At 63.7% G+C, this 21938-nt stretch carries 18 protein-coding genes; 2 read left to right on the top strand and 16 right to left on the bottom strand.

Features of this window, described 5'->3' with window-relative positions:
• Positions 1–70 precede the first annotated feature (70 nt).
• The 3 genes from phaC to PQR53_RS17215 all read right to left on the bottom strand — a co-directional run bounded on the left by phaC (position 71) and on the right by PQR53_RS17215 (position 4610).
• On the bottom strand, positions 71–1900 hold the full coding sequence (gene phaC, locus PQR53_RS17225) for a class I poly(R)-hydroxyalkanoic acid synthase (protein WP_408456263.1): 1830 nt from the start codon (positions 1898–1900) through the stop codon (positions 71–73).
• 527 nt (positions 1901–2427) lie between these two features.
• Entirely contained in the window at positions 2428–3285 is an 858-nt protein-coding gene (gene pgeF, locus PQR53_RS17220) for a peptidoglycan editing factor PgeF (RefSeq protein WP_408456012.1), read from the bottom strand.
• Complete coding sequence (locus PQR53_RS17215; protein WP_408456010.1) at positions 3282–4610, bottom strand: RluA family pseudouridine synthase; 1329 nt, start codon at positions 4608–4610, stop codon at positions 3282–3284. The genes pgeF and PQR53_RS17215 overlap by 4 nt, the downstream gene beginning before the upstream one ends.
• Positions 4611–4648: 38 nt before the next feature.
• On the opposite strand from PQR53_RS17215, the gene PQR53_RS17210 reads away from it, so the two are divergent.
• The gene (locus PQR53_RS17210; RefSeq protein ID WP_408456008.1) at positions 4649–5509 is read left to right on the top strand and encodes an outer membrane protein assembly factor BamD; all 861 of its coding nucleotides are present in this window, start codon (positions 4649–4651) and stop codon (positions 5507–5509) included.
• A gap of 123 nt (positions 5510–5632) precedes the next feature.
• Here PQR53_RS17210 and rlmD read toward each other — a convergent pair whose 3' ends face one another.
• The 6 genes from rlmD to surE form a co-directional block, all read right to left on the bottom strand.
• Positions 5633–7051: a 23S rRNA (uracil(1939)-C(5))-methyltransferase RlmD gene (rlmD, locus tag PQR53_RS17205; RefSeq protein WP_408456005.1), complete on the bottom strand. Its 1419-nt coding sequence runs from the start codon at positions 7049–7051 to the stop codon at positions 5633–5635.
• A 111-nt stretch (positions 7052–7162) separates the two neighbouring features.
• A complete protein-coding gene (locus PQR53_RS17200; RefSeq protein WP_323046860.1) occupies positions 7163–7939 on the bottom strand; it encodes a 3'-5' exonuclease in 777 nt (258 codons plus the stop codon).
• A 4-nt stretch (positions 7940–7943) separates the two neighbouring features.
• Positions 7944–9026, bottom strand: coding sequence for an RNA polymerase sigma factor RpoS (rpoS, locus tag PQR53_RS17195; protein ID WP_323046861.1), 1083 nt, complete (start codon positions 9024–9026; stop codon positions 7944–7946).
• Between the two features lie 11 nt (positions 9027–9037).
• On the bottom strand, positions 9038–9973 hold the full coding sequence (locus tag PQR53_RS17190) for a peptidoglycan DD-metalloendopeptidase family protein (protein ID WP_408456000.1): 936 nt from the start codon (positions 9971–9973) through the stop codon (positions 9038–9040).
• 5 nt (positions 9974–9978) lie between these two features.
• A complete protein-coding gene (locus PQR53_RS17185; RefSeq protein ID WP_408455997.1) occupies positions 9979–11130 on the bottom strand; it encodes a protein-L-isoaspartate(D-aspartate) O-methyltransferase in 1152 nt (383 codons plus the stop codon).
• Complete coding sequence (gene surE, locus PQR53_RS17180) at positions 11127–11885, bottom strand: 5'/3'-nucleotidase SurE (RefSeq protein ID WP_323046864.1); 759 nt, start codon at positions 11883–11885, stop codon at positions 11127–11129. Before surE ends, PQR53_RS17185 begins: the two co-directional genes overlap by 4 nt.
• A 226-nt stretch (positions 11886–12111) precedes the next feature.
• On the opposite strand from surE, the gene PQR53_RS17175 reads away from it, so the two are divergent.
• Positions 12112–13086 (top strand): NADPH:quinone oxidoreductase family protein, encoded by a 975-nt coding sequence (locus tag PQR53_RS17175; RefSeq protein ID WP_408455994.1) that lies wholly within the window; start codon positions 12112–12114, stop codon positions 13084–13086.
• Positions 13087–13128: 42 nt separating this feature from the next.
• Here PQR53_RS17175 and PQR53_RS17170 read toward each other — a convergent pair whose 3' ends face one another.
• The 7 genes from PQR53_RS17170 to dnaX form a co-directional block, all read right to left on the bottom strand.
• Positions 13129–13953, bottom strand: coding sequence for an ABC transporter permease (locus tag PQR53_RS17170; protein ID WP_179731487.1), 825 nt, complete (start codon positions 13951–13953; stop codon positions 13129–13131).
• 173 nt (positions 13954–14126) lie between these two features.
• Positions 14127–14939 (bottom strand): ABC transporter ATP-binding protein, encoded by an 813-nt coding sequence (locus PQR53_RS17165; RefSeq protein WP_408455991.1) that lies wholly within the window; start codon positions 14937–14939, stop codon positions 14127–14129.
• Positions 14940–15044: 105 nt separating this feature from the next.
• The gene (locus tag PQR53_RS17160) at positions 15045–16082 is read right to left on the bottom strand and encodes an ABC transporter substrate-binding protein (protein ID WP_408455988.1); all 1038 of its coding nucleotides are present in this window, start codon (positions 16080–16082) and stop codon (positions 15045–15047) included.
• 161 nt (positions 16083–16243) lie between these two features.
• Entirely contained in the window at positions 16244–17476 is a 1233-nt protein-coding gene (locus PQR53_RS17155; protein WP_408455985.1) for a CaiB/BaiF CoA transferase family protein, read from the bottom strand.
• 140 nt (positions 17477–17616) lie between these two features.
• Positions 17617–18213, bottom strand: coding sequence for a recombination mediator RecR (gene recR, locus PQR53_RS17150; protein ID WP_408336298.1), 597 nt, complete (start codon positions 18211–18213; stop codon positions 17617–17619).
• 297 nt (positions 18214–18510) lie between these two features.
• Positions 18511–18837: a YbaB/EbfC family nucleoid-associated protein gene (locus PQR53_RS17145; RefSeq protein ID WP_007182071.1), complete on the bottom strand. Its 327-nt coding sequence runs from the start codon at positions 18835–18837 to the stop codon at positions 18511–18513.
• A gap of 62 nt (positions 18838–18899) precedes the next feature.
• Positions 18900–21767 carry a DNA polymerase III subunit gamma/tau gene (gene dnaX / locus PQR53_RS17140; protein ID WP_408455982.1) on the bottom strand — a complete coding sequence of 956 codons (2868 nt, stop codon included), beginning with the start codon at positions 21765–21767 and terminating at the stop codon, positions 18900–18902.
• Positions 21768–21938: the final 171 nt, after the last annotated feature.

Raw genomic sequence — 21938 nt, 5'->3', positions numbered from 1 at the left:
CCTGCGTCCTTGTTCACGCGAACGCGCATTCATACCGCCAGATCAACCACACCTTCAGGTGCGCGCACACTTACTCGCGCTGCCGCACATAGCGTCCCGGCGCCGGCTCGATCACAGGGAATTCGGCGGAGCCGGCCGCGGCGCGCGGCTTCACTTTCTTGCCGCCATACTGGTCGAGCCATGTAGTCCATTCGGGCCACCAGCTGCCGGGCACTTCGGCCGCCTGATCGAGCCATTCGTCGGCGCTTTCCGGCAGCGTCCTGGCGTCGCCTTCCAGCGTCCAGTAATTACGCTTTTTCTTCGCCGGCGGATTGATCACACCCGCGATATGTCCCGATGCGCCCAGCACGAACTTCAGCGGCCCCGCGAGCAACGGCACCGACGCATAAGCGGTTTGCCACGGCACGATATGGTCTTCGCGCGAGCCGTAGATGAAGGTGGGCACGTCGATCTTCGAAAGGTCGACCGGTTCGCCGCAGGTGGTCAACGCACCCGGCTCGCGCAGACGATTCTCGAGGTACGTATTGCGCAGATACCAGACATACATTGGTCCCGGCAGACTGGTCGAATCGCTGTTCCAGTACAGCAGGTCGAACGGCACCGGCGTGCGACCCTTGAGGTAATTGTCGACGACGTAGTTCCACACCAGATCGTTCGGCCGCAGGAACGAGAAGGTGTTGGCGAATTCGATGCCGCGCATCAATCCCGGTGTGCCACCGTTCTTGCCGCCAATGGTCTGCTCGCGCATCTGAACGTGCGCCTCGTCGACGAACACGTCGAGCACGCCTGTGTCCGAGAAATCGAGCATCGCAGTGAGCAAGGTCATCGACGCAGCCGGATGTTCGCCGCGCGAGGCTGCCACGGCCAGCGCCGTGGCGAGCATGGTGCCGCCGACGCAGAAACCGAGCGTGTTGATCTGCTCGCGGCCGCTGATCTTGCTGACCGTGTCGATTGCCTTGAGCACGCCCTCGCCGATGTAGTCGTCCCACGTCTTGCTGGCGATCGACGCGTCCGCGTTGCGCCACGAAATCAGAAACACCTGATGCCCCGAATCGAGCCCATGCGCGACCAGCGAGTTCTCCGGTTGCAAATCGAGGATGTAGAACTTGTTGATGCAAGGCGGCACGATCAGGAGCGGCCGTTCACGCACGGTCGCCGTGTGCGGCTTGTACTGGATCAGCTGCATCAGCTCGTTCTCGAACACCACCGAACCTTCAGTGTTCGCAAGATTTTCGCCGACCACGAAACCGGATTCGTCCGTCTGCGAAATCTTGCCGCGCTGCAAGTCGCCCAGCAGATTCATCACGCCCTGCCGCAAGCTCTCACCCTGGCTATCCAGCAAGGTCTTTTGCGCTTCCGGATTCAATGCGAAGAAGTTGCTCGGCGATGCGGCCGCGGTCCACTGCTGAACGGCGAAACGGATACGCTCGCGCACCTTCGGTTCCGTTTCGAGCGCGTCGACCATTTCCTGCAGATAGCGCGCATTCAACAGATACCAGGCGGCGGTGAATGCATAGGCCGGCGCTGAGCTCCACGCGTCGGAACTGAAGCGGCGGTCCTTGAGTTCGGGCGCCCTGGTCGCGGAGCTGGTGGCCTGCTGGATCAGTTCCATCGCCTCGCGCGAATAGTCGGCTTGCAGTTTTTGCAGACGCTCCGAGGGAATCGCGGCGCTCGGAACATTCAGTCCGGCGAATGAAGGTAGTGACGGCAGCGACCCAGCAGCCAGTTTGCTGAAATCAGGCATGCCTGGGAATGACGGCATCTGCGGCAGACCCATTTGCGGCATTTGAGGGATGCCCATTTGCGGCATCTGAGGCATCGGGAAAGGCATGCCATTGCCGCCGGGCGGCGTGCCGAGCGAACGCCATGCGTTCATCCACGCGTCGAATAACTGCTGCATGCCTGCGGCCGGTGTCGCGCCGCTCGCACCGGCCTGCTGCGTCTGCTCCTTCGAGGAGTCCGTGCTGGGGGAAGCTGAGGAATGTGGAGCTGCCATACCTGCTTTTGACCGGTAAGTCCTTGCGGACGGGTTGAGAGGCAGGTTCATGCGCACGTGGGCGATTGCTCGCGACCTCGTCACGCCCTGTCCCATGTACGAGGAGCTGTGAGGAACATTCTTGCTCCCCATCGCAAGGCATGTCAATGCTTGTTCCCGATTTTGCCGCAGTGCGATAGTTTTTTAATTATCGTTTTCCCTGTGTAGCAGATCGCGCTTTTCGAACAGGGGTTGATCGGTGCCGCTGCAAGCGAAAAAAGCTCCCGTATTGCGTGGGTTTATGTGTGTTTATCCGTTCGCCCGCGGACACTTTTGGCGGCAGATCTACGCATGCGCGGCGAATTCCGGCAGTGCAGCAAAAAAGCATCCGACACCTCCGAATAAACCCTCATACGCGGGCTCGTAGACAAGACGCCGCGGCGGGCGCCCGCTCAATCCGCAATCGTCTGCGCCTGATCGTCCAGCCAGATCAGCGCGGCCATGCGGCCAGTCTCACGGTCGCGGCGATAGGAATAGAAACGCTCACGTTGCGTGACCGTACAAAGATCACCGCCGACCACGCGCGTTACACCGAGCCGCTGCAAACGCAAGCGCGCAAGTGCAGCAAGATCGGCCAGATATTTGCCGGGGTTTTGCGGATGCGTAACGAAGGCATTCGCCGTGGCCTCGCGTTGTGCGCCATCCACGCCGTTCATGAAGGCGTCACGCACATCTGCGCCCACCTCGAATGCGCTGGGCCCGATCGCCGGGCCGAGATAGGCATGCAACGATGCGGGCGCCACGCCGGCGAGCCCGGCGACGCGCTCCGCCGTCTGTTCGACGATGCCCGCGGCCAGCCCGCGCCAGCCGGCATGAGCCGCACCGACTGCGCGCCCCGCTTCGTCGCACAACAGCACCGGCATGCAATCGGCCACCATCACGACGCATACCGTGCCGGGCCGATCGGTGACGCTGGCATCGGCGCGTATCGGCGTGCCGCTTGAGTGAATCTGGCGAAGCGCATCCTCGGCGCGCACGATGCCCGCGCCGTGAATCTGTTCGAGCCACGCGGCCTCGCCGACGCCTGCCAGACTCAGCAGCCGTGCGCGATTGGTGGCGACCGCGACGGGATCGTCACCGGCTTTCACCCCCAGATTCAAACCGCCGGACCGCTCCGCGCCATCCTGCCAGCGGCCGAACGGCGGCTCGCTCACGCCGCCGTTGCGCGTGGTGACGAGCGCGCGCACACGCGGCGATACGTTCCATGCCGGTTGCACAACCTCGGCAAAGCTCAGCTCGGGCAAGCTCATGCGTGACCGTCCTTGGGGTGTTCGTCGGGTTCGTCTTCGTCTTTGCCTTCGTGTTCGTCGTCTTCTTCGTGTGCACCGCTTTGGTCGTCTTCGTCGCTTTCGTCGTATGCGTCGCCTTCATCGACATCCTCGTCCAGCGAGGCGTTGTAGTCGTCTTCCTCGTAGTACGTCTCGTCGAACTCGCCCGCGTCGTCGCGCCCGAGACCGAGCGCCGCCGACAGCACCTGCATGTCTTCCGGTGCATCGGCGCGCCATTGCATGGTGCGGCCGGTTTGCGGATGGATCAGGCCGAGACGCCACGCATGCAACGCCTGACGCGCGAAACCGTCCGGCAGCGGCGTGACCGAGCGCTTGCCGCGTGCGCGTCCATAAACCGGATCGCCGAGCAGCGGATGGCCGATATGCGCGCAATGCACGCGAATCTGATGGGTGCGTCCGGTTTCCAGATCACAATGAATCGCGGTGACCGGCTGACGCTGCCAGATCGCCGTATCCACGCGTCGGAAATGCGTGCGCGCGGCTTTGCCCGATGCGCTCGTCACCACCGCCATGCGCGTGCGTTCGCGCGGATCGCGGCCGATCGGCGCGTCGATCGTGCCTTCCTCGGGCATGTTGCCCCACACCAGCGCGAGGTAACGGCGCTTGACCGTGCGCGCCTGAAGCTGGCGCACGAGGTCGGTCTGCGCCTCGAGAGTGCGCGCCACCACCATCAGACCGGAAGTCTCCTTGTCCAGCCGATGCACGATACCGGCACGCGGCAAGCCTGCCGCGGCATCGCCGTAGCGATACAGCAGGCCGTTCAGCACCGTGCCGCTCCAGTTGCCGGCCGCCGGATGCACAACCATGCCGGCCGGCTTGTTGATGACCACCAGGGTGTCGTCCTCGTAGACGATCTCGAGCGGGACCGGCTCGGGCGTGAACGCCAGTTGCTCGGGCAGCAGATCGGGCACGAGCTCGATGGTCGCGCCAAGCGCCACCGGCTGACGGATCTTTGCCGGCTTGCCGTCGATGCGCACCCGCTCCGACTCGATCCAGCTTTGCAGCCGGTTGCGTGAAAACTCCGGAAAGATTCGCGCGAGCACCTTGTCGAGGCGTTCGCCAGCCAGTTCGTCGGGCACGACAACGCTGCGCGGCGTCTCGTCCGCCACGCGGCTCGCCACCGTCGGCACCAGGCTTTGCGGGCCGGCGGCGGCGAGCGCGTCGCTGCCGAGATCGTCGTCAAGGGAATCGACGCCCAACGCGTCGGAGGGGTCAGCGCTTACGCTATAATCTTTGTTGCTATTCCCGGCACCGGTAGCGGCGCCTGGAGTATTTGAGCGGGTCATTGAGTCTGGGTCACCTGGACGTAAAGCTAGACTGGAAAATGCGAGCCTTGAACACCATCACTAAAGCGGCGATCAATTTGGCGGCCATCAAGAAGGCGGCCCGGAAAGTGGCCGGATACATTGCGTGCGCCGCGGCCGTTGCCGTTGTTGCGGCTTGTCACGGCCTGCCGGAAAAGACCGATGAGACGGCTACGTGGAACAACAACAAATTATATACGGAGGCGAACGACGCTCTGAGCGGCGGTGATTTTGGCAAGTGCGCCAAGTATTTCGAAATGCTCGAAGGCCGCGATCCGTTCGGCCACTTTGCCCAGCAAGCGCAGATCAACGTCGCGTATTGCAACTGGAAAGATAACGAAAACGCCGCCGCCGACCAGGCGATCGACCGCTTCATCCAGTTGCACCCGGATCACCCGGACATCGCCTACGCGTACTACCTGAAGGGCATGATCCACTTCAATGACGACCTCGGTCTGTTCGGCCGCTTTTCCGGCCAGGACATGAGCGAGCGCGATCCGGTGTCGCTGCGCCAGTCGTATGACGCGTTCAAGGTCGTGGTCGACAAGTACCCGAACAGCAAGTATGCGCCGGACGCCGCGCAACGCATGCGCTATATCGTGAACGCGCTGGCGTCGCACGAAGTCCATGCGGCGGATTATTACTACCGCCGTGGCGCCTACGTCGCCGCGATCAACCGCGCGCAGCTGGCGTTGAAGGAATACAAGAACGCGCCGGCTATCGAAGACGCACTGCACATCATGATGCTGTCGTACGAGAGGCTCAATCAGCCGCAACTGGCCGACGACACGAAGCGCATTCTGGCCGGCACCTTCCCCGACAGCCCGTACATCACGGGCCGTGCAAGGCCGGGTAAGGAAAAGTCGTGGTGGCAGTTCTAAGCCTCGGCCGAACGCCTTCAGCATAAAGCTTTAAAACAGAAACGCCACGACCTCGGTCGTGGCGTTTCTGTTTGTGCCGCGCGCGCCGCCAACCTATGCAGCACAAGCTGGCAACAATCTCTCTCAGTCCCGCTCGAACAACGCAATCGACTCCACGTGTGAGGTGTGCGGGAACATGTTCACCACACCCGCGCCCACCAGCCGATAGCCGGCCTCGTGCACCAGCTGGTCTGCATCGCGTGCGAGCGTCGCCGGGTTGCACGACACGTAGACGATACGCGTGGGCAGCGGCCCATTGCCGCTTTGCGCAATCTCCACGAGTGCCTTGGCGACGGCCAGCGCGCCTTCGCGCGGCGGGTCAATGAGGAACTTGTCGAAATGACCGAGCGCGCGCATGTCGTCGGCGGTGACTTCGAACAGGTTGCGGCAGGCGAACGACGTATGACCCGCCACGCCATTCAGTTCAGCATTGGCCAGCGCGCGCGAAGTCAGCACCTCGCTGCCTTCGATACCCACCACTTCCTTCGAAATCCGGGCGAGCGGCAGCGTGAAGTTGCCGATGCCGCAGAACAGATCGAGCACGCGGTCCGTACGGGCCGGCGCCAGCAGACGCAGCGCGCGGCTCACCAGCACGCGATTGATCGCATGATTCACCTGGGTGAAATCGGTCGGCTTGAACGGCATCCGGATGTTGAATTCCGGCAGCGTGTAGTCGAGCTGCACGTCGAGTGGATAGAACGGCGTGACTGTGTCAGGCCCGCCCGGCTGCAACCACCACTGGATCTTGTGTTCGTCGGCGAAATCGCGCAGCACCTGTTCGTCAGCCGCGGTGATCGGCGCGAGATGGCGCAGCACCAGCGCGGTGACCGACGAGCCGACCGCAAGCTCGATCTGCGGCATGCGATCGTAAATCGACAGCTTGCGGACCATGAAACGCAGCGGCATCAGCATGGCCGAAATATGCGGCGGCAGCACCTCGCAGGTCTTCATGTCGGAGATGTGGCTGCTGTTCTTCTCGTAGAAGCCGATCCGCATGCCGCCCTTTTCCGGCAGATAGCGCACCGCCAGACGCGCGCGGTAGCGGTATCCCCACGCCGGCCCGTGAATTGGCCGGTACACCGTCTCCGGACGCAGCTTCGCCAGATGCTGGAAATTGTCTTCGAGCACGCGCTGCTTGACGGCAATCTGGGCGCGGATATCGAGATGCTGCATCGAACAACCGCCGCAGATATCGAAGTAGACGCATTTCGGCCGGGTGCGAAGCACGCTTTCGCGGAACACCTGGACCACCTCGGCCTGCTCGAATTTCGGCTTGCTGCGATGCGTCGTGTAGCTGACACGCTCGCCCGGCAATGCGCCTTCGACAAAAACTACCTTGCCGGGCGTGCCGTCTTCGCTCTCGATGCGGCCTACACCGCGCGCTTCCATGTCGAGCGAAACGATTTCGATGACCGGCTCAGTGCCGGTAATGACGTGCGCTTTCGCCGGAGCGGGCGCCTTCTGGCGCTTCGGCGAGCGGCGTTGGGGGGCAGTTCGGGACACCTGCGACTTCCTGACAAACTTGGGGGAAAGGCGAGATTGTAGACGAAGCGCCGCCTTGCCAAGGATTCGGCACGCGCGGCAATCCGTTTCGTTACAAGACGGGCAAGCAGGCTACTGGTCGAATGCAGCCAGATACTCGGCCCATTGCGGCGCCGTTTCCAGCGCCAGCGCATTTTTGACCAGATTGATCTCGTCCGCGTACTCTTCGGGCGAAAACGCGCCGCGGATCAGCTGGAAGCGGCAATACAGCAGATACGTATTGACGACATCGGTCTCGCAATAATTGCGGATCTCCTCGATCTGGCCTTGCTGGTACGCATGCCACACCTGACTGCCGTCCATGCCCATCTTGCCGGGAAAACCGCACATCTTGGCGAGCGCGTCGAGCGGCGCATTGGCGCGCGCCTGATACATCGCCAGCACGTCCATCAGATCGGTGTGACGCGCGTGATAGCGGCTGATGTAGTTGTTCCACTTGAACTCGCGGTCGTCCTCGCCGAGGTCCCAAAACCGGTAGGCCGGAATGCCGTTGACGAGCGCGCGATAGTTCAGCACCGGCAGGTCGAACCCACCGCCGTTCCACGACACCAGCTGCGGCGTGTACTTCTCGATCACGCGATAAAACGACTGCACGAGCGCCGCCTCACCGTCTTCCAGCGTGCCGAGCGAGCGCACCCGGAAGCCGTTGTTGTCACGGAACACGCAGGAAATCGCGGCGATCCGCTGCAGGTGGTGCGGCAGGAAATCGCTGCCGGTCTTTTCGCGGCGCGCCGCAAAGGCGTGCTCGGCGACTTCGGCGTCGCTCAGCGTGGCAGGCAAATCTTCGAGGCGGCGAATGCCGGCGACATCGGGAATCGTCTCGATGTCGAAAACAAGAATCGGTGTCATCAGGTTAGAGAACGGCGTCCTTGCGCACACCGTTGGAGGCAAAGAAGCGCTTGAGCCGCACCAGCGCTTCCTGTTGGATCTGGCGCACACGCTCACGCGTGAGGCCCATTTCGTCGGCCAGCTCTTCAAGCGTGGCGGGCTCGATGTGGTTCAGCCCGAAGCGGCGTTCGATCACATGACGGTGCTTGTCCGACAGGCGCGCGAGCCATGCCCGTGTAAGCGTTTCCAGCTCGCGGTGCTGCACTTCGGCATCCGGCGACTGGCTTTGGTCGTCGGAAAGCAGATCGAGCAAGCTGCTTGCCGGGTCGAGGTCGAGCGGCGCGTCGAGCGACGCGGTGTGCTCGTTCAGCGCCAGAATGTCCGTGACTTCGTCGGTGGTCTTGCCGGTCAGATAGGCAATGTCGTCGATGCTGGCGTCGCGGCGCTCGGCTGCCTCGCCGGAATTCATCGAATTCTTTTCCAGGTGGCGCTTCGCGCGCAGCACCTGATTGAGCTCACGGATCACGTGCACCGGCAAACGCACCGTGCGCGCCTGGTTCATGATCGCGCGTTCGATGCTTTGGCGAATCCACCAGGTGGCATACGTGGAGAAACGGAAGCCGCGGGTGGGATCGAATTTCTCGATCGCGTGCATCAGCCCGAGGTTGCCCTCTTCGATCAGATCGAGCAGCGGCACGCCGCGATTCAGGTAACCCTTCGCGATACTGACGACAAGCCGCAAATTGCGCTCGATCATCACCTGCCGCGCGTCGAACTCGCCCGCCTTCGCCAGACGCGAATACTTCTGCTCTTCTTCGACGGTCAGAAGCGGCTTGACGCTGATGCGGTTCAGGTAATGCTGGATCGTGTCAGCCGTCAGCTCGGCTTGCAGCAGCGCGCGGAAATCGTCCGCGTCGGGCGGGGCTTCGCTCGCGCCTTCGCGGGCCTCGCCGGCCTCTTCCGCGCTGCCCTGGCGTTCGTCGAGATCGCGCTCCTCTGCGATCTCTTCTTCGACTTCCGAAGCGCCGCTTTCCTCCACCGAAGCGGACGTCACACGGCTAATCGTCTCAGACTCGGCTTGCGGCAGGCGGCGCTTCGATTTCGGCATGGTCGTATCGCTTATTGCGGCGGCAAATACTTCAGTGGGTCGACAGGTTTACCCTGCCGGCGAACTTCGAAATGCAACATTACGCGGTCGGAATCACTATTGCCCATCTCAGCGATCTTCTGCCCTTTGGTCACCGCGTCCCCCTCTTTTACCATCAAAGCGCGGTTGTGTGCATACGCGGTGAGATAAGTTGCATCATGTTTGATGATAATTAGATTGCCGTAACCACGCAGCCCATTTCCGGCATAAACCACACGCCCATCCGCCGAAGCCTTGACCGGATCGCCAGCCGCGCCGCCGATATTGATGCCCTTGTTGGTCGAATCGTTGAACGTGCCGAGCATCGGCCCGCGCACCGGCCATGCGAAGACGACGTTGCCGGAGGCGCCGGTGCTCGAATCGCTGGCGGCGGCCGCGGGCGGCGGCGTCAACGCGGCGTTGTTCGTCGTGGAGCCGTAGATCGGCGGCGCCGCAACGCCTGCCGCGCCGCCCGCTGCCGGCGGCGTGCTGCCCAGCGGCGCGCTCTGCACTACGCCCCCGTTGCCGAGCGGGGCCGTCGACACGCCCGGCGTCAGTGCGGCAGTGTTCGCGCCCGGCGGCACGACGCGCAGCAACTGATCGACTTCGATCTGATTCGGGTTGGTGAGATTGTTCCACGTCGAAATATCGCGGTAGTTCTGGCCGTTTTCCAACGCGATCCGGTACAGCGTATCGCCCGGCTTCACGCGATAGTAGCCCGGCGGCGGCGGTCCGAGCGGCACGGCCGGCTGCTGCGCGGCTTGCGTGCCGAGCGCACCGCCGCCGGAGCGGTCCACAACCGGCGCCTGATCGAGGCGGGTCGCACAAGCCGACATCAACAGGGACAAGGCGAGCACGCACACGCTACGCTGGGTTACGGTCATGGGGATAGTCAGTCTGGTTCTTTGCATCGCGCGCAACATACTCATCGGTGTCAAATCACTCCGGATTTTAAGGGTACAAAGAAAACGCGATCAAGCCGCGACTCGCGCCACTGCGCGGGTCCGAGGCGCTCGACCAGAGTCAGCACCTGGTTCTGGCCTTCCTGCGAGCCGACCGGCGCGACCAGACGGCCGCCGATCGCGAGTTGTTCAAGCAATGCTTGCGGTACATCGAGGCCAGCGGCGGCGATCACGATCGCATCGAACGGCGCCGCCGACGGCAACCCCAGGCGACCGTCGCCGTAATGCAACCGGATGTTCGGAATGCGCAGCGGACGCAAGTTCGTCTTCGCGCGTTCGGACAGCGGCTTGATGCGTTCGATCGAATAGACGTCACGCGCGACCTGGCTCAGCACTGCCGCCTGATAGCCGCAGCCGGTGCCGATTTCGAGCACGGTGTTCAACGCGCGGCCGGCGGCCGCCAGTTCGATCATCCGTGCAACCACAGAGGGCTTGGAGATCGTCTGGTGATGGCCGATCGGCAACGCTGCATCTTCATAGGCCTGGGCCGCGAGGCCCGGGTCGACGAACATGTGACGCGGCACCACCGACATCGCGTTCAACACGCGCTGATCGGTCACACCGTTCGCACGCAGGCGTTCGACCATCCGTTCGCGGACCCGTTCCGACGTCAGCGCCAAAGCGCCGTTCAATGCGACGTTCGGCGCGGCGGTGCGCTCGGTGAGTTTGACGGCGGGCTTGTTCACCGGTGCCGGTTTTGGCGCGGCGCGCACAGCAGAACCATGTACGCCGGCTGGTGCGGGCGGTTTCGCGGGCTGTCTGGTTTGGGGCTTGGGCGGGCTGCTAACCGATGCGTTCAGCGACGAACTCGCCGGTGCCTTCGCTGGCGGCTTTACTTGCGACGTTGCGTGCGGTTGGCTCTGCACGCTCGCCGACGGCTTCGCCTGCGGCCATGCCTGCGACATTGCTTGCGGCTGACTCTGCGCCCTCGCCGGCAGCTTCGCCTGGGCCTTCCCCGCGACACCGGACGGCGAGTTCTTCGCCGGCTGCGGACGCGCGTTCAACGCGGCAGCCGCGGCGAGCGCCGCCGCGCGCACTTCGCCCGGACGCCCTTCAGGCCGGCGCGGTTCACGCACCAGATCCTCGAGGCCGAGCGGAAAGCGCTTTGCGCGTTCGCTGGTCATGAAGCGCCGCTGCCGGCGCGCGCCCAGTCGCGCGCTGCGGGCAGCATTTGCGTGTGGGTCAGGTCGAGCTGCAACGGCGTAATCGACACCTGCCCGTTCGCGACAGCGTGGAAATCGGTGCCTTCGCTCGCATCGCGCGCGCTGCCCGACGGCCCGATCCAGTAGATCGGTTCGCCGCGCGGGTTGGTCTGGCGGATCACCGGCTGCGACGGATGCCGCTTGCCGAGACGGGTGATATGCCAGCCGTCGAGTTGCTCGTACGGCAGGTTCGGAATATTGACGTTCAGAAGCGGATGCCCCGGCAACGGCTGCTCGAGGTAGTGCGCGACGATCTCAGCGGCGACACGCGCGGCGTCTTCGAGATGCACCCAGTCTTTGTCGACCAGCGAGAAAGCGATGGCCGGCACGCCGAACATGATGCCTTCGGTGGCGGCGGCGACGGTGCCCGAATACAGCGTGTCCTCGCCCATGTTCTGGCCATTGTTGATACCCGAGACCACGAGGTCCGGCGTGTGGTCCAGCATGCCGGTCAGCGCGATGTGCACCGAGTCGGTTGGCGTGCCGTTGACGTAGTAGAAACCGTTCGCCGAGCGCAGCACCGAGAGCGGCCGCGACAAGGTCAAGGAGTTCGACGCGCCGCTGCAGTTCTGCTCGGGGGCCATCACGGTGACGTCCGCGATCGGCTTGAGCGCTTCGTAAAGCGCGGCAAGGCCGGGCGCCAGATAGCCGTCGTCATTGCTGAGTAGGATTCGCATGCGGCGATTGTAACCGAGGAAAGAAGGCAGGCGAACGACGCGGCAGGCGCTGCGCGCATCGCATGCAAAGCGCACGCGCGAGGCGCCGCGTCGACGGGTGCCGACCGCGCAAGCAGCCTGCTCAGAGCAATAAAATCGTACGGTCGTGCGGATTGTTTTACACTCAAAATGGTTGCGATGCCCCGAAGGACGTCCCTTGGGGGACCCTGATCGATATGGAGACACGATGCGCGCGATTCGCTGTAATCAATACGGGCCGCCGGAAAGCCTGGTCGTCGAAAATCTGCCGGATCTCGAGCCGCCGCCCGGGCACGTCGTGATCGACGTCAAAGCCGCGGCCGTCAATTTTCCCGATGTGCTGATCATCGAGAACAAATACCAGTTCAAACCGCCGCTGCCCTTTACGCCGGGTTCGGAAGTCGCGGGCGTCGTTCGCGCGGTCGGCGCCGGTGTGACCCAGTTCAAACCGGGTTCGCGCGTGGTTGCGTATACCGGCACGGGCGGCTTTGCCGAGCAGGCGCTGGCGCCAGCCGCGGCGTGCGTGCCGCTGGCGGACGGCGTCGACTTCGAAGTGGCCGCCGCGTTCACGCTCGCCTATGGCACTTCGCATCATGCGGTGGTTGATCGCGCCGAGTTGAAGGCGGGGGAAACGATGCTGGTGTTGGGAGCGGCAGGCGGCGTCGGACTTGCCGCGGTCGAGATCGGCAAGGCGCTCGGCGCGCGCGTGATCGCGGCGGCGTCGAGCGACGAGAAGCTCGCCACCTGCGTGAAGCACGGCGCGGACGCCACCATCAACTACAGCACCGAGGATCTGCGCGAGCGCATCAAGGCGCTGACCGATGGCAAGGGTCCGGACGTGATCTACGACCCGGTCGGCGGTGTATATGCGGAACCGGCGTTTCGCAGCATCGGCTGGCGCGGACGTTATCTGGTGGTCGGCTTTGCAAACGGCGAGATCCCGAAGTTGCCGCTCAACCTCATGCTGCTCAAAGGCGCGAGTCTGGTCGGCGTGTTCTGGGGCGATTTCGCGAAACGTGAGCCGCGGCATAATCACGCCGCGTTCGAGCAGATGACCGGCTGGATCGGCGAGGGCAAGCTGAAGCCCTATGTATCGGAACGCTATTCGCTCGAAGACACCGGCCGCGCGTTGCACGATATGGCGCAGCGACGCGTGATTGGGAAGGTGGTGATCACGCCTTAGGCGCAGTGGGTGACGCGGGCGCTCGCGTCACCCGCTGCACGACTACAGCTTTTCCGTGTCGCCCGACTTCGGCTGCCACTTCATCAGCCGCCGCTCGCCGATCCCAACAATGCCATCGAGAATCAACGCGAAGGCGGTCAGCACCAGAATCCCGGCGAACACGGTATTGATATCGAAGGTGCCTTCGGCTTGCAGAATCAGGTAGCCGACGCCGCGCGCCGATCCAAGATACTCCCCCACTACCGAGCCGACGAACGCGAGGCCCACCGAGGTATGCAGGCTCGAAAACACCCAGCTCATCGCGCTTGGCAGATAGACAAACCGCAGCAACTGCTTGCGGTTCGCGCCGAGCATGCGCGCGTTGGCGAGCACGACCGGGCTCACTTCCTTCACGCCCTGGTAGACGTTGAAGAACACGATAAAGAACACCAGCGTGACGCCTAGCGCCACCTTCGACCAGATGCCGAGGCCGAACCACACGCCGAAGATCGGCGCGAGAATCACGCGCGGCATCGAGTTGGCGGCCTTGATATACGGATCGAACAGCGCACTCGCGAGCGGCGACAGCGCAAGCCACAGGCCGACACCGAGCCCGAACGCGGTGCCGAGCACGAACGCGAGCACCGTTTCGACCAGCGTGATCCACAGGTGCAGATAGATCTCGCCGCCCGTGAACCACTCCCAGATGCGTTGCAGCACCTTCTGCGGCTCGCCGAAGAAGAACGCGGCCTTGTTCGGGTCGTCGAAATAGAATGGCGGCAGCAGTGTCGGACTGGTCAACACGTACCAGAGCACGAAGCACAGCACGAGCAGCAGCCACTGCCAGATCACCAGGTTCGCCCGGTTCGGGCGCAACGTCTTCCACATGACTCGATTTGCCTTGGACGATTGATCGATGCAACTCGCGAACACACCATTGACTACTGAACGCATCGACTGAACACAACTAGCGAACGCAGCAACGAGACGCCAATGCGTCACCCGGCTACGCCGCGACCCGACCATGAGCCGCATTTACGGCTCCCACTGCGAGGCCGCGTTTAAACCGCCGTGAGTTGCTGCTGGTAACCCTTGAGCACCTCATCGCGCAGCACGCTCCAGATCTGCGCATGCAACTCGACGAAACGCGGATGCGCGCGAATCTCGGCGACGTCGCGCGGACGCGGCAAATCGATCTTGAATTCGCCGATCGGATGCGTGCCCGGCCCCGCTGACAACACCACCACGCGGTCGGACATCGAGATCGCTTCGTCGAGATCGTGCGTGATGAACAACACCGCCTTGCGTTTCGCCGCCCACAGCTCGAGCAGCTCGTTTTCCATCAGCTGACGCGTCTGGATATCGAGGGCGGAAAACGGCTCGTCCATCAGGATGATGTCGGGGTCGAGGATCAGCGTCTGCGCCATCGCAACGCGCTTACGCATGCCGCCCGACAGTTGATGCGGATAGCGGTCGCCGAAGCCGCCGAGACCGACCCGCTTCAACCACTCGTCGGCCTTGCTGCGCGCTTCGGCCGGCGCCACGCCATGAAATGCCAGGCCGGCCATCACGTTGTCAATGGCCGAGCGCCACGGCATCAGCGCGTCGGCCTGAAACATGTAGCCGGCACGACGGTTGATTCCCTTGAGCGGCTCGCCGAACACGTTGACCGTTCCGGAAGACGGCTCCAGCAAACCCGCGCCGACGTTCAGCAAGGTGGACTTGCCACAACCGGTCGGGCCGACCACCGAAACGAATTCTCCCGGCGTGATGCGCAAGGTCGTATCTTTGACCGCCGTATAGCGCTGCGCGCGGTTGTCCCGCGCAGCGAAGGTGCAAGTGATGTTGTCGAGCGCCAGAGCGGCAACGGTCATGGTTCGACTCGCTTCGAAGATCGGTTTCGGTTTGTCATATCGTCATGACGGCGGTAGTCGAGTTGAACGCGGCACGTGCCGCCCTCGACCCCACACTCACGGTGCTCAGGCCTTGACCGTCGTCAGTGCTTTCTTCACGAAGTCGTTGGTCCATGCCTTCGACAAATCGATCGGCTTGCCCTGCACGTTCGGATCGAACGCCTGCAAGGTCTTCAGTGAGGTGGCCGGGCCATCGGCAGGCATCAGGCCGTCCGGCGACATCGCCTCCTTCACGTGCTGCCACGCGTCCAGATACACCGCGCGGTCGCCGAGCAGATAGCCTTCCGGCACCGTGCTGATCAGTTCGCTGCCGGTCGCCGTTTGCAACCACTTGAGCGCGCGCACCATCGCATTGGTCAGTGCCTGGGTGGTGTTCGGATTCTTCGTGATGAAACTCTGCGACGCATATAGGCAACCCGCCGGCATGTCGCCGCCGAACACGCTGCGCGTATCAGCAAGCGTGCGCGTGTCCGACACGATGCGAATGTCGCCGGTGCGTTCAAGCTTGGTCATCACCGGGTCGAGATTGGCGATTGCGTCGATCTGGCCCGACTGGAGCGCCGCGATCGCGCCCGCCCCTGCGCCCACGCCGATGAATGCGACGTCTTTCGCGGTCAACCCGGCCTTCGCCAGCACGAAACTCGCCATGATCGAGGTCGACGAACCTGGCGCGGTGACGCCGATTTTCTTGCCCTTCAGATCGGCGATCGACTTGTAGTTCGGCATCGCCTTCTTCGACACCGCGAGCACGATCTGCGGGGCGCGCCCTTGCAGCACGAATTCACGGAACGCCTGCTTCTGCGCCTGCAACAGCAAGGTGTGCTCGAATGCGCCGGACACCACATCCGCACTGCCACCCACGGCCGCCTTCAGTGCTTGCGAGCCGCCGGCAAAATCCGAGATTTCGACCTCGAGTCCTTCGTCCTTGAAGTAATTGCGGCGCTCGGCAATCGTGAGCGGCAAGTAATAGAACAGGTTCTTGCCGCCGACGGCGATCGCGACCTTGGTGGTTTCAGGTTTGCCCTGTGCGAAAGCGAGCGGCGTGGCTGTGAACGTGGCGCCCGCGAGCGCCGCGGTACCGGCGAGGAAGGTTCTGCGTTGCATGGTCTGTTGTCTCCAAACTTTTGTTGTCTTTTTTGCCGCGACGCGCGTGGGCGGCGTGGATGCATCCGGGTTCGCTTTAGCGCCTGCGGCGCGCGCATGGCCTGCTGTGCAACAGCCGAACAGCCGTTGCTCACGCGGCAGCAGACCAGACGCACGCTCACTCACACAATCTGTTGCGCGTGCAACCTTGCAATGTGGTCTGAATCATAACCTAGCGATTGCAGGACTTCATCGGTATGTTCACCCAGTTCGGGGCCTAACCAGCGCGTTTCGCCGGGGGTTTCCGAGAGTTTGGGCGTCACCGACGGGAGCGTGATTTCTTTACCGTCCTGCCATTTGAAGCGCTGGATCATCTGGCGCGCCATGAATTGCGGGTCGGTGAACATGTCCGCGACGCTGTAAATGCGGCCGACCGGCACGTCGGCGGCGTTCAGCACGGCGAGCGCTTCGTCGATGGTGCGCGTGGCGAGCCAAGCGGCGATCGCGCCGTCGATTTCCTGGGTACGCGGCACGCGGCCGTCGTTGTGCGCGAGAGCTGGGTCGTTCGCCAGGTCTTCGCGTTCGATCGCGATCATCAGGCGCTTGAAGATCGGATCGCTATTGCCGCCGATGACGATGCTGCCATCGCGGCAAGGATACGTGTTCGACGGCACGATGCCCGGCAGCGACGCGCCGGTGCGCTCGCGCACCATGCCGTACACGCCGTATTCCGGCACCACGCTCTCCATCATGTTGAAGACCGCCTCGTACAACGCGACGTCGACGACCTGTCCCTTGCCACCGTTCACCTGCTTGTGATGCAGCGCCATCAGCGCGCCGATCACGCCGTGCAGCGCGGCAATCGAATCGCCGATCGAAATGCCGATGCGCGGCGGCGGCAAGTCCGGATAACCGGTGATATGGCGCAGACCGCCCATCGACTCGGCGATCGCGCCGAATCCAGGCCGGTCGCGATACGGCCCGGTCTGGCCGTAGCCGGACAGACGCACCATCACGAGCCCGGGGTTCTCCGCCGACAGGACGTCATAACCGAGGCCGAGCTTCTCCAGCAAACCGGGCCGGAAATTTTCCACGACGATATCCGCCTCTTTCGCCAGACGCCGCACGATCTCCTTGCCCTCTTCGGCTTTCAGATTGATCGTGACGGACTTCTTGTTGCGCGCCTGAACGGCCCACCATAGCGACGTGCCGCCGGCTTCCGGATAAAGCTTGCGCCATTTGCGCAGCGGATCGCCACCCTTCGGATCTTCGATCTTGATGACATCGGCGCCGAACTCGCCGAGAAAACGCGCGGCGAACGGGCCGGCGATCAGCGTGCCGAGTTCGAGCACCTTGACGCCGGCAAGCGGGCCTTTAGGTGTGTCGGTGACGCCTGGGTCTGGGGTGACGCTCATGTGTCTCCTCTGTGTTTCTGTCTCTGTGTTGCCGTTCCTGGCGACGCGCGGAGCGTGAGGTGCGAGGCGTTGTAGCGAGGCCTCGCGTGCCTTGCTCAGGCCTGGCGCGACGCGCTTATGCCGCATCGTCCCACGTCACACTACATCGAGCGCCGGTCGAGCATCGCACGCGCGATCGTGCCGGCGTCGACGTACTCGAGTTCGCCGCCCACCGGCACGCCGCGCGCTAGACGCGTCACGGCAAGACCGCGCGCCTTGAGCGTCTGCCCGAGGTAATGCGCGGTGGCCTCGCCTTCGTTGGTGAAATTGGTTGCGAGCACCACTTCCTTGACGATGCCATCCGACGCGCGCTTGACCAGCCGGTCGAAATGGATCTCCTTCGGGCCGATGCCGTCGAGTGGACTGAGCCGCCCCATCAGCACGAAATAAAGGCCGCGATAGGTCATTGTCTGTTCGAGCATGATCTGGTCGGCGGGCGTCTCGACGACGCACAACAACGCCGGATCGCGCTCCTCATCGAGGCAGACCTCGCAGATCCGCGCTTCGGTAAAAGTGTTGCACTTCTCGCAATGCTGCAGATGTTCAGTCGCGAACAGCAACGAGCGGCCGAGTTTTTCGGCGCCGTCACGATCGTGCTGCATCAGGTGATAAGCCATGCGTTGCGCGGATTTAGGCCCGACCCCGGGCAGCACGCGCAGCGCTTCGACGAGCGCCGACAAGGCGGAAGGTTGTTTCATGCGAATCGGCTGTGTCGAAGTGGGGGTTGCCCGGTATGGCCCAGAATGCGGGTGGCGCTGCGGTTGCTTGTTGCGGTTGCTTCTATCAGCTCGGCAACGAATCCGGGCAGGCACGCCCGACGAACGAACTGAACTGCACGGATGCAATCTTGAACGAACTACGAACTACGAACTACGAACTACGAACTACGAACTACGAACTACGAACTACGAACTAAACATTGAAACTGGCGCGGCTCGCGTATTCAACTCACGCCGCCAATCAGCGGCGTGAGTCCCTTCCTACAGCGAAGTCGCTTAGAACGGCAGCTTGAAACCCGGCGGCAGCGGCAGACCCGAGGTCATCCCGCCCATTTTTTCCTGGGCGGTGGCTTCGGCCTTGCGCACGGCGTCGTTGAACGCAGCGGCGACCAGGTCTTCCAGCATGTCCTTGTCGTCGGCGAGCAGGCTCGGATCGATCGATACGCGGCGCACGTCGTTCTTGCAGGTCATCGTCACCTTGACGAGACCGGCGCCCGACTGACCCTCGACTTCGATCAATGCAAGCTGCTCCTGCATCTTCTTCATGTTTTCCTGCATCTGCTGGGCCTGCTTCATCAGCCCGGCGAGTTGACCTTTCATCATGGACATGCTCCTTCTTGATAGCGTGAAATCCGGAAATCGGGTGCGCCGCAAGGCGCGGCGAATCAGTGGACGGACGGCGCGCCGCTTGGGCCTGCGTCCTGCGTAATCGGGCGGATCGAACCTGGCACGATGCTCGCGCCGAACTCGCGGATCAGCGACTGCACGAACGGATCGGCGCCGATTTCGCGCTCCGCTTCCTGCTGACGCTGGGCGCGCATGGCGGCGTCGTGCGCGGCTGCAGTGCGGCGCGCCGGGCCGACTTCGACCAGCACCTCGATAGTCTGGCCGAGCTTTTCAGCGAGCGCGGCTTTCAGTTTAGCGACCTGCGAGGTTTCCGCGTACTGCGGCACCGGCACATTCAGTTTGAGCGTGCTGCCTTCGAGCGCCATCAGCTCGCTGTTGAACGCGAGTTGATACGAAATACCCTTGAGCGGCAGATCGACGGCGAGCGCCGGCCAGTCGCCCTTGAAGCCCAAAGAATCGAGCGGGACGGCGGGCGGCAGCGGGCGCTTGTCGACCACTGGCGCGGGGAGCGGTGCGGACGCGGCGTTCACGCGGACGTCGTCGGGTCCGCTGTCGAATACCGGCATGTAGTTGTCGTCTGGCAGGCCGTAGTACCCTTCGTCCGCGGCCGTGAGCGGCATGTATTCATCGGGCGGCATGTCGTCCCACGGCGCGCTCGATGAGCCGTTGCCGTTTTGCTCCGCACCGTCGCGCTGGCCCTGCGGCGACGGCGCACGCGCTGCCGCGTCTTGTTGCGGCGCGCGACGCGGGGCGCCCGGCGTCGGCACATTGACGACCACGCGGGGCGCGGCCGGCCTGGGCGTGGCAGGGACTGCGGCGGGCTTGGCAGAGGCTGCCGCCGTGGTGCGGCCACGATCCGACGACACTTTCAGGCCGGCGCTGCGCAACACATTTAGCGCGTCGCTCGCACCGCCCGCGCGACGCGGCGGGATGTCGGCTGCGAGCGGCGGCGCTTGCGATGCCGTTGCCGGGGCGGCCTCTTCTGCACGTGCGAGCGCGGCTGCGGCCGGAGCCGTGAGCGAAGACGCGGGCGCCGCTTCCTGAGACGGAATCGCAGCGGGTGACCCGTTCAGCGTTCGCTCGGTGGGCGCGTCGTCCCACGGTGCCAAGGCCGGTGCAGCCGCTGCTTTCGTTGCCGCGATCGATTCGGCCGTGGGTGCCAAGGCCGGTGCAGCAGCCATTTTTGTTGCTGCGATCGCTTCGACCGCTTCGGTCACCGGCGCCGAGGCCGGCACAGCAGCTACTTTTGTTGCTGCGATCGCTTCGACCTCTGGTGCCGAGGACACCGCTTCGGGCATCGGGGCCGCTTGGGGCGCGCTCGCGTTCTTCGGTGAAGGCACCGGATCGCTGAGAACCGGTTGCCCGGACGCTTCTTCCTGCCACGGCGCTAAAGCCGGTGCGGCAGCGACCTCGACCGCCGCGGGCGCAGGCACAGCGTTCGTTTCGTCAGAGTCCGATGCAGACTTGGAAACGGTTGCCGCTTCACCCATAGTTGGCTTCGGCGTGTCGACATTTTCAGCAGAGCCCGCAGACGCCAGCTGTTGCGAATCCGGAGTCGCCGCCTTCGCTTCTGCCAGTGGATTTGCGGAGCGCATCGGCACGACGGCGATTGCTTCATCCGTATGCGACGCCGCTGCCGACGGCTGCACAACTGCCGCCGGCCCCACTGCTCCCGTCCTCTGTGCCGCTACCGGCTGCTCCACTGCTCCCGCCCGCTGCGCAGTTCCGGCCTGCTGCGCCGCTACCGCCGGCGAGCCGGCGCGCCTGGCGCCAGCGGGTCCTGCCGGACGCGCCGCAGCCGCGCCACCGCCGCCGCCCGTGGGCGCCGGCTCGAACGCCAGCATGCGCAACAGCGTCATCGTGAAACCGGCGTACTCGTCCGGCGCAAGACCCAGTTCGCTTCGGCCGATGGTCGCAATCTGATAGAACAATTGCACCTGCTCGGCGCTCAACGCGTCGGCAAACCGACGCAGATCACCCGCTTCCGGCCACTCGTCCAGCACCGACGACGGCGCGAACTGCGCCCACGCGATCCGGTGCAGCAAGCTTGCCAGGTCCTGCAACGCCGTTGAAAACGACAGGCTGCGCAATGCCATCTCGTCCGCGACCGCCAGCACGGCGGCGCCGTCACCGTCGGCCAGCGCGTCGAGCAGGCGGATCAGATAGCTTTGATCGAGCGCGCCGAGCATGCCGCGCACCGCTTCCTCATTCACCTGATTGGCCGAATAGGCGATTGCCTGATCGGTCAGCGAGAGCGCGTCGCGCATCGATCCGTCGGCCGCGCGCGCGAGCAGGCGCAACGCCTGGGCGTCGAACGGCACCTGCTCTTCGCCGAGAATGTGCTCGAGATGCGACACGATATGTCCGGCCGGCATCTGCTTCAGATTGAACTGCAGACAGCGCGACAGCACCGTGACCGGAATCTTCTGCGGATCGGTGGTAGCAAGAATGAATTTGACGTGCGAAGGCGGCTCTTCCAGCGTCTTCAACATTGCGTTGAAAGCGTGGTTGGTCAGCATGTGCACTTCGTCGATCATGTAGACCTTGAAGCGCGCATCAACCGGCGCGTACACCGCGCGCTCCAGCAGCGCCGCCATTTCGTCGACACCGCGATTACTCGCCGCGTCCATCTCGACATAATCGACAAAGCGGCCTTCGTCGATCTCCCGGCACGCCCGGCACACGCCGCACGGCGTGGAGGTCACGCCGGTTTCACAATTCAGCGCCTTGGCGAAGATGCGCGACAGCGTGGTTTTGCCGACGCCGCGGGTGCCGGTAAACAAATAGGCGTGATGCAGACGGCCACCGTCGAGCGCGTGCGTGAGCGCGCGCACCACGTGCTCCTGTCCGACGAGCGAAGCGAAACCCTTCGGCCGCCATTTGCGTGCGAGAACTTGATAGGTCATCCGGAAATTGTATCAGTAACAATGGCGCGCAAAACCGATTCGAGACGGCGCGCGAACGCGAGTTGCCGCTTCATTGAAACAGGCTAACGGACCAATAGAAAAAAATAGATGAAGCGCGCGAAAAATGCCGCAGCGAGGCCCACCACAGCGTCTGTGCGACAGCGCCTGGGG

The organism is Paraburkholderia fungorum, from assembly GCF_046027605.1.
In the GTDB taxonomy this organism is placed as follows: Bacteria; Pseudomonadota; Gammaproteobacteria; order Burkholderiales; family Burkholderiaceae; genus Paraburkholderia; species Paraburkholderia fungorum_F.
This window is presented reverse-complemented; position numbering and strand designations above follow the sequence as displayed.